16 protein-coding genes and 1 other RNA gene are annotated in these 15,778 nt (G+C 69.5%); 5 read left to right on the top strand and 12 right to left on the bottom strand.

Features of this window, described 5'->3' with window-relative positions; genetic code table 11:
* Positions 1-8: 8 nt before the first annotated feature.
* The 4 genes from dgcA to HNR51_RS07715 all read right to left on the bottom strand — a co-directional run bounded on the left by dgcA (position 9) and on the right by HNR51_RS07715 (position 5,883).
* On the bottom strand, positions 9-989 hold the full coding sequence (gene dgcA, locus HNR51_RS07730; protein WP_182554563.1) for an N-acetyl-D-Glu racemase DgcA: 981 nt from the start codon (positions 987-989) through the stop codon (positions 9-11).
* Positions 990-1,002: 13 nt separating this feature from the next.
* Positions 1,003-2,013, bottom strand: a complete 1,011-nt coding sequence (dgcN, locus tag HNR51_RS07725; protein ID WP_182554562.1) for an N-acetyltransferase DgcN — start codon at positions 2,011-2,013, stop codon at positions 1,003-1,005.
* A 287-nt stretch (positions 2,014-2,300) separates the two neighbouring features.
* Positions 2,301-4,136 carry a dihydroxy-acid dehydratase gene (gene ilvD / locus HNR51_RS07720; RefSeq protein ID WP_182554561.1) on the bottom strand — a complete coding sequence of 612 codons (1,836 nt, stop codon included), beginning with the start codon at positions 4,134-4,136 and terminating at the stop codon, positions 2,301-2,303.
* 184 nt (positions 4,137-4,320) lie between these two features.
* A complete protein-coding gene (locus HNR51_RS07715) occupies positions 4,321-5,883 on the bottom strand; it encodes a 2-isopropylmalate synthase (RefSeq protein ID WP_012454673.1) in 1,563 nt (520 codons plus the stop codon).
* A 413-nt stretch (positions 5,884-6,296) separates the two neighbouring features.
* Here HNR51_RS07715 and HNR51_RS07710 point away from each other — a divergent pair, with 413 nt between their 5' ends.
* Positions 6,297-6,629, top strand: a complete 333-nt coding sequence (locus HNR51_RS07710) for a hypothetical protein (RefSeq protein WP_152277229.1) — start codon at positions 6,297-6,299, stop codon at positions 6,627-6,629.
* Between the two features lie 10 nt (positions 6,630-6,639).
* On the opposite strand, the gene HNR51_RS07705 is transcribed toward HNR51_RS07710, so the two are convergent.
* The 3 genes from HNR51_RS07705 to pdxY are packed head-to-tail and all read right to left on the bottom strand — an operon-like array spanning position 6,640 to position 9,160.
* On the bottom strand, positions 6,640-7,371 hold the full coding sequence (locus tag HNR51_RS07705; protein WP_141951632.1) for an NUDIX hydrolase: 732 nt from the start codon (positions 7,369-7,371) through the stop codon (positions 6,640-6,642).
* Entirely contained in the window at positions 7,361-8,290 is a 930-nt protein-coding gene (locus HNR51_RS07700) for a PhzF family phenazine biosynthesis protein (protein WP_182554560.1), read from the bottom strand. The genes HNR51_RS07705 and HNR51_RS07700 overlap by 11 nt, the downstream gene beginning before the upstream one ends.
* A gap of 18 nt (positions 8,291-8,308) precedes the next feature.
* Positions 8,309-9,160 carry a pyridoxal kinase PdxY gene (pdxY, locus tag HNR51_RS07695; RefSeq protein ID WP_141951630.1) on the bottom strand — a complete coding sequence of 284 codons (852 nt, stop codon included), beginning with the start codon at positions 9,158-9,160 and terminating at the stop codon, positions 8,309-8,311.
* 115 nt (positions 9,161-9,275) lie between these two features.
* Between pdxY and HNR51_RS07690 the strand changes: the two genes are divergently transcribed.
* The 3 genes from HNR51_RS07690 (at position 9,276) to HNR51_RS07680 (ending at position 11,181) form a co-directional block, all read left to right on the top strand.
* Complete coding sequence (locus HNR51_RS07690; RefSeq protein ID WP_012454668.1) at positions 9,276-9,797, top strand: DedA family protein; 522 nt, start codon at positions 9,276-9,278, stop codon at positions 9,795-9,797.
* A gap of 6 nt (positions 9,798-9,803) precedes the next feature.
* Positions 9,804-10,583, top strand: coding sequence for a cobalamin-binding protein (locus tag HNR51_RS07685; RefSeq protein WP_182554559.1), 780 nt, complete (start codon positions 9,804-9,806; stop codon positions 10,581-10,583).
* A gap of 112 nt (positions 10,584-10,695) precedes the next feature.
* Positions 10,696-11,181, top strand: coding sequence for an MmcB family DNA repair protein (locus HNR51_RS07680; RefSeq protein WP_141951628.1), 486 nt, complete (start codon positions 10,696-10,698; stop codon positions 11,179-11,181).
* Here HNR51_RS07680 and HNR51_RS07675 read toward each other — a convergent pair.
* The 3 genes from HNR51_RS07675 to fumC are packed head-to-tail and all read right to left on the bottom strand — an operon-like array spanning position 11,104 to position 13,079.
* The gene (locus HNR51_RS07675; protein ID WP_182554558.1) at positions 11,104-11,415 is read right to left on the bottom strand and encodes a ribbon-helix-helix domain-containing protein; all 312 of its coding nucleotides are present in this window, start codon (positions 11,413-11,415) and stop codon (positions 11,104-11,106) included. The two genes, HNR51_RS07680 and HNR51_RS07675, sit on opposite strands and share 78 nt — an antisense overlap.
* The gene (locus HNR51_RS07670; RefSeq protein WP_012454664.1) at positions 11,412-11,600 is read right to left on the bottom strand and encodes a DUF4169 family protein; all 189 of its coding nucleotides are present in this window, start codon (positions 11,598-11,600) and stop codon (positions 11,412-11,414) included. Before HNR51_RS07670 ends, HNR51_RS07675 begins: the two co-directional genes overlap by 4 nt.
* Positions 11,601-11,660: 60 nt before the next feature.
* Complete coding sequence (fumC, locus tag HNR51_RS07665) at positions 11,661-13,079, bottom strand: class II fumarate hydratase (protein ID WP_182554557.1); 1,419 nt, start codon at positions 13,077-13,079, stop codon at positions 11,661-11,663.
* 124 nt (positions 13,080-13,203) lie between these two features.
* Between fumC and HNR51_RS07660 the strand changes: the two genes are divergently transcribed.
* A complete protein-coding gene (locus tag HNR51_RS07660) occupies positions 13,204-14,607 on the top strand; it encodes a cytochrome P450 (RefSeq protein ID WP_012454662.1) in 1,404 nt (467 codons plus the stop codon).
* A 46-nt stretch (positions 14,608-14,653) separates the two neighbouring features.
* Here the strand turns inward: HNR51_RS07660 and HNR51_RS07655 are convergent, their stop codons facing one another.
* Entirely contained in the window at positions 14,654-15,316 is a 663-nt protein-coding gene (locus HNR51_RS07655) for an SspB family protein (RefSeq protein WP_182554556.1), read from the bottom strand.
* A gap of 57 nt (positions 15,317-15,373) precedes the next feature.
* Positions 15,374-15,750, bottom strand: a transfer-messenger RNA (tmRNA) gene (ssrA, locus tag HNR51_RS07650).
* Positions 15,751-15,778: the final 28 nt, after the last annotated feature.

The following is a 15,778-nucleotide window of genomic DNA, read 5'->3' as shown; positions in this document are numbered from 1 at the left end:
AGCCGGGATCAGCCCCACAGGTCGGGCAGCGGCGGATAGACCGTACTGCCCTCGTAGCGCAGCCCCGGCTCCCGGTCCCGGGCGAGCAGCAGCGGCCCGTCGAGATCGACGTAAGCCGCGTGATGCGCGAGCAGCATCGCGGGCGCCATGGCGAGCGACGAGCCGACCATGCAGCCGACCATGATCTCGAAGCCGCGTGCCCGCGCCTCATGGGCGAGCTTCAGCGCCTCGGTCAGGCCGCCGGCCTTGTCGAGCTTGATGTTGATCGCGTCGTAGCGCTTGGCCAGGGCGTCGAGTCCGGCGCGGTCGTGCAGGCTCTCGTCGGCGCAGATCGGGATGGTGCGGTCGATCTCGGCCAGGAGGCCGTCGTCGCCCGCCGGCAGCGGCTGCTCGATCAGGCCGACGTTCGCCGCCGCGCAGGCCGCCAGATTCTGCTCGATCGTTTCCGCCCGCCACGCCTCGTTGGCATCGACGATGAGGCGAGAGTCCGGCGCGCCGCGGCGCACAGCCGCGATCCGTTCGGGATCGCCCTCGCCGCCGAGCTTCACCTTCAAGAGCGGCCGATGCGCTGCGTTGCGGGCCGCCTCCTCCATCGCCTCGGGATCGCCGAGGCTCAGGGTATAGGCGGTGGTGACCGGCCCCGGCGCCGAAAGGCCGGCCAGCTCGTGAGCCGGCCTGCCGGTGCGCTTCGCCTCGAAATCCCATAGGGCGCAATCGAGGGCGTTGCGGGCAGCACCCGGCTTCATCCGGTCGGCGAGGTCGAAGCGGCTTCCGCCCCCGGCGATCCATCCCGTCTGCTCCTCTAGGGCGGCGGCGACGCTCTCCACACTTTCTCCGTAGCGGGCATAGGGCACGCACTCCCCCCTGCCCCGCACACCACCCTCCTCAAGGGTGGCGACGACGACGACCGCCTCGGTGCGGCTTCCCCGGGAGATCGTGAAGGCCCCGGCGATGGGGAAACGCTCGACGGCAACGGTCAGACGCGGCATCGGCTCTCCTCCCTCAGGCCGGGAACTCGGCGGCGATGCGGTCGACGATGGCCTCGACCCCGAATCGCACGGGATCGGTGGCGGGCAGACCATAGGCGGTCTCGGCCTCGCGCAGGACCGTGCGGGCCTCCGCCTCGCTCAGCGCCTGCGTGTTCACGGCGATGCCGACCGGGCGGATCTTCGGATTCGTGAGCGCGCCGCAGCGAACCGTCAGGTCGATGACCTCCTGGATCGAGGGCAGACCGGCTTCCACTCCGCGCATGCGGCTGCGGGTCGGCTCGTGGCAGACGACGAAGGCGTCGGCCTGTGCCCCGTGCAGCAGACCGAGGCTGACGCCAGCGAAGGAGGGGTGGAACAGCGAGCCTTGACCCTCGATCAGATCCCAGTGATTCGGTTCGGCGGCCGGCGCGACCCATTCGACGGCGCCGGAAATGAAATCGGCCACCACCGCATCGATGGCGACACCCCGGCCGGAGATGAACACGCCGGTTTGGCCGGTGGCGCGGAAATCCGCGTCGAAGCCGCGCTCGCGCATGCCGCGCTCCAGGGCCAGCGCGGTGTACTTCTTGCCGACCGAGCAATCGGTGCCGACGGTGAGCAGGCGGCGTCCGGGGCGCTTCGTCCCCTTGCCGGTGGGGAAGGTCTCGGTGGTGTGGCGAACGTCATGGAGGGCGCGGCCGTTGCGCTCGGCGGCCTCGGCGATGGCGCGGATCGAGCCGAGGCGCACGTGCAATCCGCTCGCCACGTCGAGCCCGGCATTCAGGGCCGCGACGATCTCCTTGACCCAGTGCTCGGGCAGCACGCCGCCGGCATTGACGACGCCGACGACCATCGTCTTGCAGCCCTTGGCGACGGCCTCTTCCAGGGTCAGATCGGGAATGCCGAGATCGGCCGCGCAACCCTCCATCCGGAGCTGGCCGACGCACCATTCCGGCCGCCAGTCATTGATGCCGTAGGCGGTCTTGGCGGCGAGCCGGTCTGGCACGTCGCCGAGGAACATCAGGTAGGGGGTGGCGATCTGCATGGGTCCGACGTCTCTCCCATCCGGAGCGAAGCTCCGCCTGAGAACGCGTCTATGCGTGATCCGTGCCCGATGCGCGAGGGGCCGCATATCCCATCGCTGACGGGGCAACCGGGCTCCTCAGGCTGAGGCGCCGAGCGTCCGCTCGGCCGCGAAGGACGCTGCGCCGGTCCCGCCATCGCGTCGAGCGACGCGGCGGAGCCTGGATCAGCCGCGCGCCGTGCTTCGGGACCCGCTGTGCGGGCACCTCCGCATGAGGATCGCTGCCTGGTCCAGGGCCTGTTCCCTTCCTACTCTTCGATCCGCCGCACGGCGCCCTTGGCGGCGCTGGTGGCGAGCATGGCGTAGGCGCGCAGCGCCGTGCTGACCTTGCGCTTTCGGGGCTCGGCCGGGCGCCAACCCTCGGCGTCGCGGGCGGCTCGGCGCTGAGCCAGCACCGCCTCGTCCACGGCGAGGTGGATGCGCCGGTTCGGGATGTCGATCTCGATGGGATCGCCCTGCTCCACGAGGCCGATCAGGCCGCCCTCGGCGGCTTCAGGGGAGACGTGGCCGATGGAGAGGCCCGAGGAGCCGCCTGAGAAGCGGCCGTCGGTGACCAGCGCGCAGGCTTTGCCGAGGCCCTTCGATTTCAGGTAGCTCGTCGGATAGAGCATCTCCTGCATGCCGGGGCCGCCGCGCGGGCCCTCGTAGCGGATCAGCACGACCTCGCCCGCCTTGACCCGGCCGTTGAGGATGCCGTCCACCGCCGCGTCCTGGCTCTCGAACACGTGGGCGGTGCCGGTGAAGGTCAGGATCGAGGAATCGACGCCCGCGGTCTTCACGATGCAGCCGTCCTCGGCGAGGTTGCCGTAGAGGACGGCCAGGCCGCCGTCCTTCGAGTAGGCATGCTCGGCATCGCGGATGACGCCCGCCTCGCGGTCGAGATCGAGCTCGTCCCAGCGCGAGGCCTGGCTGAAGGCGATTTGGGTCGGCACGCCGCCCGGCGCGGCGCGGAAGAACTCCTGCACCGACGGGCTCTGGGTCCGCTTCACGTCCCAGCGATCGAGCGCCGCGCCGAGCGTGCCCGAGCCGACATTGCCGACGGAGCGATCGATGAGACCGGCGCGGTCGAGCTCCCCCAGGATGCCCATGATGCCGCCGGCCCGGTGCACGTCCTCCATGTGGATGTTCGCGACCGCCGGAGCGACCTTGCACAGCACCGGGACGCGACGCGAGAGCCGGTCGATATCGGCCATGGTGAAGGGCACCTCGCCCTCATGCGCGGCGGCAAGCAGATGCAGTACCGTGTTGGTCGAGCCGCCCATGGCGATGTCGAGGGTCATCGCGTTCTCGAAGGCGGCCATGGAGGCGATCGCGCGGGGCAGGACGCTGGCATCGTCCTGCTCGTAGTGGCGACGGGCCAGATCGACGATGAGGTGACCGGCCTCGACGAACAGGCGCTTGCGGTCGGCATGCGTCGCCAGCGTCGAGCCGTTGCCGGGCAGCGACAGGCCGAGCGCCTCGGTGAGGCAGTTCATGGAATTGGCGGTGAACATGCCCGAGCACGAGCCGCAGGTCGGACAGGCCGAGCGCTCGATCACCGCGACGTCCTCGTCGGAGACCCGGTCGTCGGCCGCCGCCACCATGGCGTCGACGAGGTCGAACTTGCGGGTGACGCCGTTCATCACGACCTTGCCGGCCTCCATCGGGCCGCCGGAGACGAAGACCGCCGGGATGTTGAGGCGCAGGGCCGCCATCAGCATGCCGGGGGTGATCTTGTCGCAATTCGAGATGCAGACCATGGCATCGGCGCAATGCGCGTTGACCATGTACTCGACGGAATCGGCGATCAGTTCGCGCGACGGGAGCGAGTAGAGCATCCCGTCATGACCCATGGCGATGCCGTCATCGACCGCGATGGTGTTGAACTCCTTGGCGACGCCGCCCGCCTGCTCGATCTCGCGGGCGACGAGCTGACCCAGATCCTTCAGGTGAACGTGGCCCGGCACGAACTGCGTGAACGAGTTCACCACCGCGATGATCGGCTTGCCGAAATCCGAATCCTTCATGCCGGTGGCGCGCCACAAGCCGCGGGCGCCGGCCATGTTGCGGCCGTGGGTGGTGGTGCGGGAGCGATAGGCGGGCATTTCTTGGACTTTTCGAATCCGACCGGCCGTTCGACCGGTCATCCAAAACACGCCCTCATCCTGAGGTGCGGAGCGAAGCGGAGCCTCGAAGGAGGCTTCCAGAGATCGCGCGCCTTCTGGAGCCCTCCTTCGAGGCCGCTTCGCGGCACCTCAGGATGAGGGGATCGGGTGGGACGAGCGACGGCTAAACCACCGCCGCGTGCTGCGCATGCAGCCGCACGGAGGCCGCCGAGAGCTTGTTCAAGGCCGACAGATAGGCCTTGGCCGAGGCCACCAGCGTGTCCGGGTCGGCGCCGCGGGCCGTCACCGAGCGCTCGCCGGCCTTGAGGCGGACCGAGACCTCCGCCTGGGCGTCGGTCCCCTCGGTCACGGCGTGGACCTGATAGAGTTCGAGCACCGCGTCATGCGGCACGATCTCGTGGATGGCGTTGAACACCGCGTCCACGGGACCGTTGCCGTCCGCCTCCTCGGTGAAGGTGCGGCCGTCCATCTCGATCTTCATCGTCGCGCGCTGCGGCCCGCGGGTGCCGGCGATCACCGAGAGCGAGAGCAGCTTGATGCGGTCGTGGGCGGTGGCGAGCTTCTCGTCCACCAGCGCCTCGATATCCTCGTCGTAGACGTGCTTCTTGCGGTCGGCCAGATCCTTGAAGCGCTCGAACACGTCCTGGAACTGGTTGTCGGACAGTGAGATGCCGAGTTCGGCCAGCTTCGACTTGAACGCGGCGCGCCCGGAATGCTTGCCCATCACCAGCGAGGTCTTGGAGAGCCCGACCGAGGCCGGGGTCATGATCTCGTAGGTCTCGGAATGCTTGAGCATGCCGTCCTGATGGATGCCGCTCTCGTGGGCGAAGGCGTTCCGGCCGACGATGGCCTTGTTGTACTGCACGGGGAAGTTCGCCGCATGGCTGACGAGCTTCGAGGCGCGGGTCAGCATCGTCGTGTCGATGCCGGTGTCGTAGGGCATCACGTCGGCGCGGGTGCGGATCGCCATGACGATCTCTTCGAGCGCGGCGTTGCCGGCCCGCTCGCCGATACCGTTGACCGTGCACTCGATCTGCCGGGCGCCGCCCTCGAGACCTGCGAGCGAGTTCGCCACCGCGAGCCCGAGATCGTTGTGGCAGTGGACCGAGAAGATCGCCTTGTCCGAGTTCGGTACGCGCTCGCGCACTTGGCGGAACATCGCGCCGTATTCCTGCGGCGTGGCGTAGCCCACCGTGTCGGGCAGGTTGATGGTGGTCGCGCCCGAGCGAATCGCGGCCTCGACGCAACGGCAGAGATAGTCGATGTCGGTGCGGGTCGCGTCCATGGCCGACCATTCCACGTCTTCGACGAGGTCGCGGGCCTGGGTCACGGTCTTCAGGATGATCTCGATCACCTCGTCCTGCGTCTTGCGCATCTGGTGGGCGAGGTGGATCGCCGAGGTCGAGACGAAGGTGTGGATGCGACCGGCTTTCGCATGACGCACCGCCTCGCCCGCGCGGGCGATGTCGGCGGGGATGGCGCGGGCCAAGCCGGCGATGGTCGCGCGCTTGGTGCGCCGGGCGATCTCGGAGACGGCCTCGAAATCGCCGTTGGAGGCGATGGGGAAGCCCGCCTCGATGATGTCGACGCCCATGGCGTCGAGCAGCTCGGCTACCGCCAGCTTCTCGTCGAGGGTCATGGTGGCGCCGGGGCATTGCTCGCCGTCGCGCAGCGTCGTGTCGAAGATGACGACGCGGTCCTTCGCGCTCTCAGTGGTGTTCGCCATGGGTCTTCGTTCCTCGCAGCCGGCGCGCTCGACTCCTCGGGAGCGGCGCCGGAAAACCTGTCTTCCGGTGGACGAGCGGCACCCCCTGAGAGCCCAGGCGGTCGCGCCCGGACGGCCCTCAGGGGCGGCTAAGAAGCAGGCCTACGAGAATGAGCGCGCAGGACGACGCGGCCGCGGAGGCGGCGCCGTCGTTCGTCTGCACGGAGCGGCCAGGGGCCACGCTCGATTCTCCTCAGAGGCTGACACGCCGGCAAACCGCCTGCGACCAGGGTGGCGTTCTGTACCGATTGGCGGGGATCGTGACAAGCGCGGGGCAGCCCTGCGATTGACCGTTTCATCGAACCCGGCGCACAACCCTGCGGCCAAGCTTGGCTGCACCGAACTTACCCCTCTCATGATCGGAGAGACCTGTCGTGCCCGCGCCGCTTTTCCGAGCCGTCCTGATCGCCGCCCTCGGCTGCACCCTGAGCGCTTGCCAGTCGAGCGCGCCGCCCCCGGTGGCGACTGTGCCGGCCGCGCCCGCTGCGGCGGTTGCGCCCCTGCCGACCGGCACCGGCTGCGGTCCGAGCGTCGCGCGCACCCAGGCCATCGTCGCGACCGACGTGAAGACGGGCGACCTCTCCGCACCGGTCGGCGCGCGCTTCGGTGCCGATCTCTCCAAAGCCGAGGCCGCCTGTGCCGCCGGTCGCGAGGGTGAGGCGATGAACCTGCTCGCGGCGGCCAAGGCCCGTTACGGTTACCGTTGAGGTCCGCCCCTCACGCCGGGAAGACGCTCGCGAGATAGGCCTGGACGTATCCCGGCATCCGGGCAGCGTCGATATCGGCCCGGGAACGGACGATGACGCTACGGGCGAGCTCCGGCTCGTCCTCATGCCCGCGATGGGCTTCGATGCGAGCTTTCAGGGTCTCGGCGTCGGCGTCGAAGCGCACAGGGCGCAGGAAGGCGAGCTGGCCGTCGCCGCGCAGGAGCACCCATTCCTCCTCCGCTCCCTCGGGCAGGGTCAGGCCGGTTTCCTCCAGGAACTCACGCTCCGCGCTGCCGGCGAGATCGATCGTGCCGTCCCCCCGCAGGTCACCCGGATCGGGGGTACCGCAGGGGAAGTAGATCTGGCCGGCATTGGCGGTGTGGGCGCCCATCACGCCGAGCAGCACCGCCCCGTCGCGGCTATGCGGGACGATCGCCGCGAAGGCGTTGGCGACCAGCGCGTCGGGTACGCCCGCGTCGCGGAAGGCGATGAAGCGGGAGTAGCGCACCTCGAACAGGCTCGCCTCGCAGGCATCCTCCGCGATCGCGCATCCGCTGGCGAGATAGACCGGACCGTCGAACAGGCCCGGCGTCTTCGCCTTGCGCCGCTCCCAGTTGCGGTCGATCGCCTCCGCATTGTCGCACGCCCAGGCCCAGTCGTGCTCGACGCGCCGGGCCGCGACGCGCCGGAGCGGCGTGATGCTGAAGCCGGGTGCGGCCTGCGCCGCGATCTCAACCGACACGCAGCACGCCCTCGCTCACCACCACCGCCTGTCCGCCGATCTCGACGGAACGCAGCATGCCCTCATCGATGACGAGTTGGAGGTCGATCGTGCTCGGCCGGCCCATGGCGGCGCCCTGGCGGATCACCACGTCGTGGGTGCCCTCCCCCAGCGGCTCGAACTGCATCAGCACGCCGGCGAAGGCCGCAGCGGCGCTGCCCGTCGCTGGGTCTTCGGCGACCCCGAGATGCGGCGCGAACATCCGTGCCTGATAGCGATGCCCGAGCCCCTCCGGGTCGAGGGCGTAGAGATAGAGCGCATCGGCCTGCGCCTGCGGGAAAAGGCGCTCGAACCGGGCGGCATCGAGCCGGGCCCGCGTCAGCGCCTCGGTGGAAGACAGCGGCACGAAGGTGAAGAAGGGCCCGGCGCCGTGGCGGCTCGGCTGATGGCGGTTGAAGCCGATGTCGCCCGGCTTCAATCCGAGGGCTCCGGCAAGCGCATCGTTCGCGCGAGCGTCGCCGAGATAGGTCGGCAGGACCGGCAGCTTGAAACGGGCGCGGGCGCTGCGACCGTCCTCGGCCGCCTCGACGACGCAGGAGACGATGCCGATCCCCTCCTCCAGCCCGAAGGCGGCGGCATCGGCCAGACCGACCGCCTGCCGCTCGGCCCGATCGCGCAGGGCGAGAAGCACGGCGGTGCCGACCGTCGGGTGGCCGGCGAAGGGAAGTTCGCGCGCGGGCGTGAAGATGCGCAGGCGCGCCCGGTGGCGCGGCTCCTCCGGCGGCAGGACGAAGACCGTCTCCGAGAGGTTGAACTCGCGGGCGATGGCCTGCATCGCCGCATCAGTGAGCCCCTCGGCATCGAGCACCACCGCGAGCGGGTTTCCGGCGAGCGGCGTGTCGGTGAACACGTCGAGGGTGGCGAAGCGGCGTTCCAGCATCACGGCTCCTTTACAGCGTCAGACGCTCTCGACCGGGAAAGCCGCGCTCGGCGCGACGAACTCGTCCTGGGCGGCGACGGTCAGCAGCTCCTCCGAGCCGGCCTCGGCGGTCCGCCGCAGCAGTCCGTGAATCGAGGCCGCCGCCATGCCGAGCGCCAGGGCCGCCGAGCGTGTGCGCAGGTAATGCACGAGATAGAGCGCGGCGACCGCATCGCCCGCCCCCGAGACCGCTTTCAGGTCGAGCCGGGGCGTGCGCACACGCCAGAACGCGCCGCCCTCGGCGGCCATCATGTCGATCGCGTCCGGAGGCGTCTCGGCGGTGGTCAGCGAGGTGACGAGCAGGACGCGCGGCCCCAGCGCCTGCACCGAGGCGACCGCGCGCTTGGCCGCCTCCAGCGTGTCGCTCGGCGTGTCCGAGATCAGGTCGAGTTCGAACTGGTTCGGGGTCAGGATGTCGGCGGCCGGCACCGCCTGCGCCCGCATGAAGTCGGCGATGCCGGGGCGGACATAGACGCCGGAATAGGTGTCGCCGATGACCGGATCGCAGCAATAGAGCGCCTCGCGGTTAGCCGCCCGCACAGCGGCGACCGCCCGCAGGATCGCGGTGCCGATATCGGCCGAACCCATATAGCCGGAGAGCACGGCATCGCAGTCCTTCAACGCGCCGCGCTCGGCCACGCCCTGCACCACCTCCTCCACCGCCGGTCCGTCGAAGACGCGCCCGCGCCACTCGCCGTAGCCGGTGTGGTTGGAGAACTGCACCGTGTGGACCGGCCAGACCTCGACGCCGAGCCGCTGCATCGGGAACACGGCGGAGGAATTGCCCACATGGCCATAGGCGACGTGCGACTGGATCGACAGAACCTTCATGCTGCTCCGGTATCCGCTTGCGTGCCGTGATAGCGCGGCTGACGGCCGCGCGCATCCGATCGATGCGGCGACGCGTTACGGCTCAGCCCGACACGACCCGACTACCGGAGTGAGTATGGATTTCGACGCCGCCCGCCAGTCCATCCTCACGTTCATCGAGACCTATAAGGCATGGGCGCCGGTGGTGACGGGGGTGATCGCCTTCTGCGAATCCCTCGCCGTCCTGTCGCTGCTGGTGCCGGCCACCGCGATCCTGCTCGGCATCGGCGCGCTGATCGGCAGCAGCGACCTGCCGTTCTGGCCGCTGGTGATCGGGGCCGGCATCGGCGCCGGGCTCGGAGACTGGGTCTCCTACGAAGTGGGGTTCTACTACAAGGACGGCATCAAGCGGCTCTGGCCGATGAGCCGACATCCGGAGATGACGACAAAGGCGGAAGGCTTCCTGCGGCGTTGGGGAGCCGGGGCCATCCTCATCGGCCGCTTCATCGGGCCGGCGCGGGCGGTGGTGCCGCTGGTCGCCGGGAGCTTCGGCCTGCGCCGCATCCCGTTCCAGCTCGCGAACTGGAGTTCGGCCTTCGTCTGGGCTTTCGTGCTGCTCGCCCCCGGCGCCGGGCTGCTGACATGGCTGCACTATTGAGGGCCCATGCGCCGCTTTCCGCCCGAACGCATCGTCTGCCTCACCGAGGAGACCGTCGAGACGCTCTACCTGCTGGGCGAGGATCGGCGCATCGTCGGTGTCTCGGGCTACGCCGTCCGACCGCCGCAGGTGCGCCGGGAGAAGCCGCGGGTCTCGGCGTTCACCAGCGCGGATCTGCCCAAGATCCTTGCTCTCGCACCCGACCTCGTCCTCGCCTTCTCCGATCTACAGGCGGAGATCGTCGCCAGCCTCGCCCGGGCCGGCGTGGCGGTCCACCTGTTCAACCAGCGCGATGTCGCCGGCTGCCTGGCGATGATCCGCACCCTGGGCGCCCTGGTCGGTGCCGCCGAGCGGGCCGAGGCCCTGGCCCGCTCCTACGAGGATCGCCTTTCGCAGGCGGAGGCCGAGAGCGCGGGCAAGCCGCGGCTCAAGGTCTATTTCGAGGAATGGGACGAGCCGATGATCTCGGGCATCGGCTGGGTCTCCGACCTGATCGGCCATGCCGGCGGGGACGACGTCTTTCCGCTTCTCAGCCGCGCGCAGGCGGCCAAGGACCGGATCGTGACCGCGGAACAGGTGATCGCGGCGGCGCCCGACGTCATCCTCGCCTCGTGGTGCGGCAAGCGCGTCAACGTCGAGCGCATCCGTGCCCGCCCCGGCTGGTCTGCGATCCCGGCGGTGGCGCAGGGGCGCATCCACGAGATCAAATCGCCGCTGATCCTGCAACCGGGCCCGGCGGCACTGACGGATGGCTTCGCGGCGATCCGGGCGGCTCTCGCAGGGTGACTTTCGCGGGGTGACTCGCGCGCTGTGACAAAGCGGCCGGTGACACCGGCGTGATCCCGCTGGCAGGATGCGCCGACTCGATTCGGCCGCATCCGCAAGCCACCAGCCCGGTATGTCCACAGCCCTCGCCCACATCGTCCTGCCGCCCGACCGCCGCCAATCGCCCACCGCGCTGAACATCCAGCGCGGCGTTCGGCGGTTGCTCGCCGAGATGGGCTGTGTGAGTCTGCCGGAATTCTCCCTCGCCAACGGGCGCCGGGCCGACGTGATCGCGCTCTGCGGGGCGGGGCGGCTCACCATCGTCGAGATCAAGTCGAGCGTCGCCGACTTCCGCGCCGATCGGAAATGGCCGGATTACCGCGACTATTGCGACCGCTTCTTCTTTGCGATCCCCGAGACGGTGCCGGAGACGCTGATCCCGGAGGAATGCGGCCTCATCGTCGCCGATTCCTACGGTGCGGCGATCCTGCGCGAACCGCCGGACCATCCGCTCAGCCCGGCCCGGCGCAAGGCGGTGACCCTACGCTTCGCCCATTCCGCCGCCGGGCTCCTGCACGCCCTGGCCGATCCCGGCGCCATCCGCGAGGGTGCCCTCTGAGGGCCCGGAGGCGCCGCGACAGGCGCCGAGCACGAACACCCGGATCGCCGAGGAGAGATTGCGCTCCCCGCGCGCAGAATCGATGGCGCCGATCAGGGCCTGGACCGACTGTCCGCGCGCTCGCGCGATCTCCTGCAGCGCGCTCCAGAACTCCGCCTCCAGCGAGACGCTGGTGCGGTGGCCCGCGATCATGACCGAACGCTTGGCGTTCTCCCGCAGAGGGCCCAGCGTCATTCCTTGTCGGGATCGGTCAGGCGGTGGCCTTCGTGCCGGGCCTGTTCCAGGGCCTTGCGCGTCTCGGCAAGCGTCTTCGCCTTCTTCGGACGGCCGAACAGGATTCGGTTCTCGGCGGCCTTGGTCTCTTTCGCCGCCTTCTCACGGGCCTTGCGCACTTGGCGCAGATTGATGATCTCGGCCACCGCGTCAGCCCTCCGATCGGCCCGGCGCGGCGGGTCCGCGCCGGGAAACGATTCTAGCGCTTATTCCGCGCTCGGCGCCAGCATGGTTTCGGGCCGCACCACGCGCTCGAACTCCTCCGCCGTGACGTAGCCGAGCCGCAGCGCCTCCTCCTTCAAGGTGGTGCCGTTCTTGTGGGCGGTCTTGGCGATCTCGGCGGCCTTGTCGTAGCCGATCGAGGGCGCGAGCGCCGTCACCAGCATCAGCGAGCGGTTCAGCAGATCGTTGATCCGGTCGGTGTTGGCCTTGATGCCGACGACGCAGTTGTCGGTGAAGCTGACCGAAGCATCGGCCAGGATCCGTACCGATTGCAGCACCGCGTTGGCGATCACCGGCTTGAACACGTTCAGTTCGAAATGGCCCTGGGAGCCGGCGAAGCTCACCGTGGTGCCGTTGCCGATCACCTGGGCGCAGACCATCGTCAGCGCCTCGGACTGGGTCGGGTTGACCTTGCCCGGCATGATCGAGGAGCCGGGCTCGTTCTCCGGCAGCGACAACTCGCCGAGACCCGAGCGCGGGCCGGAGCCGAGCAGGCGGACGTCGTTGGCGATCTTGAACAGGCCCGAGGCCAAAGCCGTGAGCGCGCCCTGGAGAAAGACGAGGGCGTCGTGGGTGGCGAGCGCCTCGAACTTGTTCTCGGCGGAGGTGAAGGGCAGCCCGGTCAGCTCCGCGACCTTGGCCGCGAACTTGTCCGCGAATTCGGGATGCGCGTTGAGGCCGGTGCCGACCGCGGTGCCGCCCTGCGCCAGCGCCAGCACGCCGGGCAGAGCCGCCGCGACGCGGGCGCCGCCGAGCGCCACCTGGGCCGCGTAGCCCGAGAACTCCTGGCCGAGGGAGACCGGGGTCGCGTCCTGCAAGTGCGTGCGGCCGATCTTGACGATGCTCTCGAATTCCTTCGCCTTGGCGTCGAGCGCCGCGTGCAGGTGCGACAGCGCCGGCAGCAGCCGCTCCTGCACCTCGCGGGCGACGGCGATGTGCATGGCGGTGGGGAAGGTGTCGTTCGAGGACTGGCCGCGGTTGCAATGGTCGTTGGGGTGGACCGGCGACTTGCCGCCACGCTTGCCCCCGAGCTGCTCGTTAGCGAGGCTGGCGATCACCTCGTTGGCGTTCATGTTGGACTGCGTGCCCGAGCCCGTCTGCCAGACCACCAGCGGGAACTCGTCGTCGTGCTGGCCGGCGACGACCTCGGCCGCCGACGCGGCGATGGCGTCGGCGATCGTCGGATCGAGGGCGCCGAGATCCTTGTTCACCAGGGCGGCGGCCTGCTTGACGATGCCGAGGGCGTGCACGAGCGGCGCCGGCTGACGCTCGGTGCCGATCTTGAAGTTCTGGATCGAGCGCTGGGTCTGGGCGCCCCAGTAACGGTGGGCGGGCACCTCAATCGGGCCGAAGGTATCGGACTCGGTGCGCGTCTCGACGGTGGGGTTCTCGTGCGGCGACATCGTGGCCTCTTCGTTGGCTCGGATGCGGCCCTACTTAACGAAGCACGATGCCGAGCGCGATGCCGGCCCGAAACGGGCGATGACGCATTGCACACTCCGTCACCGCCGAGGTTGATCGCCCTAGATGCTCGATACGCTGCCCCTCGCGGCTCCCGTCACCAACGCCCCGCTCTTCCGCCCGAAGGTGCCGCCGCCGCTGACGCGGCCGCTCGGCCTGTTCGCCTTCCTGAAGGCGGTGCGCGCCAACCCCATCGCGACCTGGATGGACGCGCATTTCGAAGAATTCATCGTCGCGGGCGAGACGGCGATGGGGCGCGTCACCGTCGTTAGCGATCCGGCCGTGGTGCGCTACCTGCTGGTGGAGCGCGCCGCCAACTATCGCAAGGACGACCTGCAGAAGCGGGTACTGGCGCCGGGCCTCGGCGACGGCCTGCTCACCGCCGAGGGCGACGAATGGCGCCTGCAGCGGCGCACGCTCGCGCCGATCTTCTCGGCACGCCACGTCGCCGGCTTCGTCGCGCAGATGGATGCCGCCGGGGCGCGGCTCGGCCGGCGGCTGGCGCGGCGCGACGGCGCCACAGTCGATGTCGCCCTGGAGATGACCCGCGCCACCCTCGACGTGCTGGAGCGGACGATCTTCACGCAAGGTTTGCCCGGCGATCCCGACGCCCTCGGGCGCGCCATCACCCGGCTGCTCGAATCGATCGGACCGATCGATCCCCTCGACGTGTTCGGCTTTCCCGCCTTCGTGCCGCGTCTCGGCCGGCTGCGGGCACGGCCCGCTCTGCGCTTCTTCGCCGAGGTGGTGGATACGCTCCTCGATCAGCGCAAGGCGGCGCTCGCCCGCGGCGAGGCCCCCCACGACCTGATGACCCTGCTGCTGGCCGCCCAGGATCCGGAGACCGGCCGCGGCCTCTCCGACCTGGAGGTGAAGGCTAACATCGTCACCTTCATCGCCGCCGGCCACGAGACCACGGCCAATGCCCTGACCTGGGCGCTCTACTGCCTGTCGCAGGACGAGGCCGCACGCGACCGGGTCGAGGCGGAGGTCGATGCGGCCGCGGGACCGGACGGCGCGCTACGCCTCGACCGGCTGCCCTTCACCAAGGCGGTGATGGAGGAGACGATGCGGCTCTTCCCGCCGGTGCCGTTCCTGAGCCGGCAAGCTCTACGCGAGGACCGGATCGGGCGGGTGAAGATCCCGCGCAACTCGACGGTCATCATCGCACCCTGGGTGATGCACCGGCACCGCAAGCTGTGGGACGAGCCCGATGCCTTCATGCCCGAGCGCTTCTTCGGCGCGGCCAGGGACTCGATCGAGCGCTTCGCCTACCTTCCGTTCGGGGCCGGACCGCGGATCTGCATCGGCCAGAGCTTTTCCGTGCAGGAGGCGACCTTGGTGCTCGCCCACGTGGCGCGGGCGGTGCGGCTCACCCTGCCGGCGGATCATCCGCCGGTGACGCCGCTCCACCGGGTGACGCTGCGGCCGAAGGACGGCTTGCGGATGCTGGCGCAGCGCCGCGTCTGAGGCGGGCGACCGCTCCACCGGATCGGAGCGCGTCGCGCAGAAAAGATCAGTTCTTCTTCCGGAAGGCGTCGAGGCTCACGACCTCGGCGGTGCCGTCCCGGTCGGTCTTCTCGGCCGCTTCCGGCTTCGCCTCGGCGCCGTCCTCGGACTTGTTGTCCGACTTCGCATCCGCCTTGGCCTTGCCGGCGGCCGGCAGCGCCGGAACGATCTTCGGGCCGCCCTGCCCGCTCTGCACCGTGGCGAGGCCGGTTCCCTTCGGCTTGATCTCAGCCGGCTCGGAAGCCGCCCCGCGCGGACCGGGCTTGATCGGCGCGCTCGGCTGCGTCTCTTCCGTCTGCTCGCCCTCGGCGCCTTCGTTGAGATCGAATTTGAGGCCGAACTGCACGGAGGGGTCGAAGAAGCCCGACAGCGCGTCGAACGGGATCAGAAGCCGCTCGGGCACGCCGGAGAAGGACAGGCCGACCTCGAAGCTGTGCTCGGTGACGCCAAGATCCCAGAACTGGTGCTGCAGGACGATCGTCATGTCCTGCGGGTATTTTTCGCGCAGGCGCTGCGACATGCGCACGCCCGGCGCTTCGGTGCGGAACGAGATGTAGAAGTGGTGCTCGCCGGAAAGCCCCTCACGGGCGGCATCGGTCAGCACCTTGCGCACGACGCCGCGCAGGGCGTCCTGAACCAGGAGATCGTAACGGATCAGATCTTCGGCCATCGGCGCTCGCTTCACCGGTCACGGCCGGGATTGGGCTGCGCCGGGTCGTGGAAATTGAGTGGAGGTTTCTGTTGCCAGGTACCTCCGAACCCCGCCTATGCGGTGCTACCCGCTAGGACTTTAGGTCGGTTTTTGGCACCGCTTACGCGGCGACAGCCACCGGAGCAAAGTTGTCGTTGGCAACTATTGCAAAGGCCCGATAACGGCGGAACCATGCCGAGCGAAAGCTCTACCTTTACGCCCTCGTCGATCCTATTTCGCCCCCGCCGGAACCCAGCACCTTCGGCCGTGCGGCCATCGGTCCTGGGTTCGGGTGGAGGCGCCGGGTACCGCCCCCGGGTCCGATAGGTTTATTGCGAAGAACGTTTATCGCCATAGCCGGCCTTGCGACCGGCAAGGCGAATATAGAGAGGCCGACGGCGGTTTTGAAGAGCGATCCGCGCTCAGACCCGCTCTGCGTTG

Source organism: Methylorubrum thiocyanatum (assembly GCA_014138645.1).
In the GTDB taxonomy this organism is placed as follows: Bacteria; Pseudomonadota; Alphaproteobacteria; order Rhizobiales; family Beijerinckiaceae; genus Methylobacterium; species Methylobacterium thiocyanatum.
This window is presented reverse-complemented; position numbering and strand designations above follow the sequence as displayed.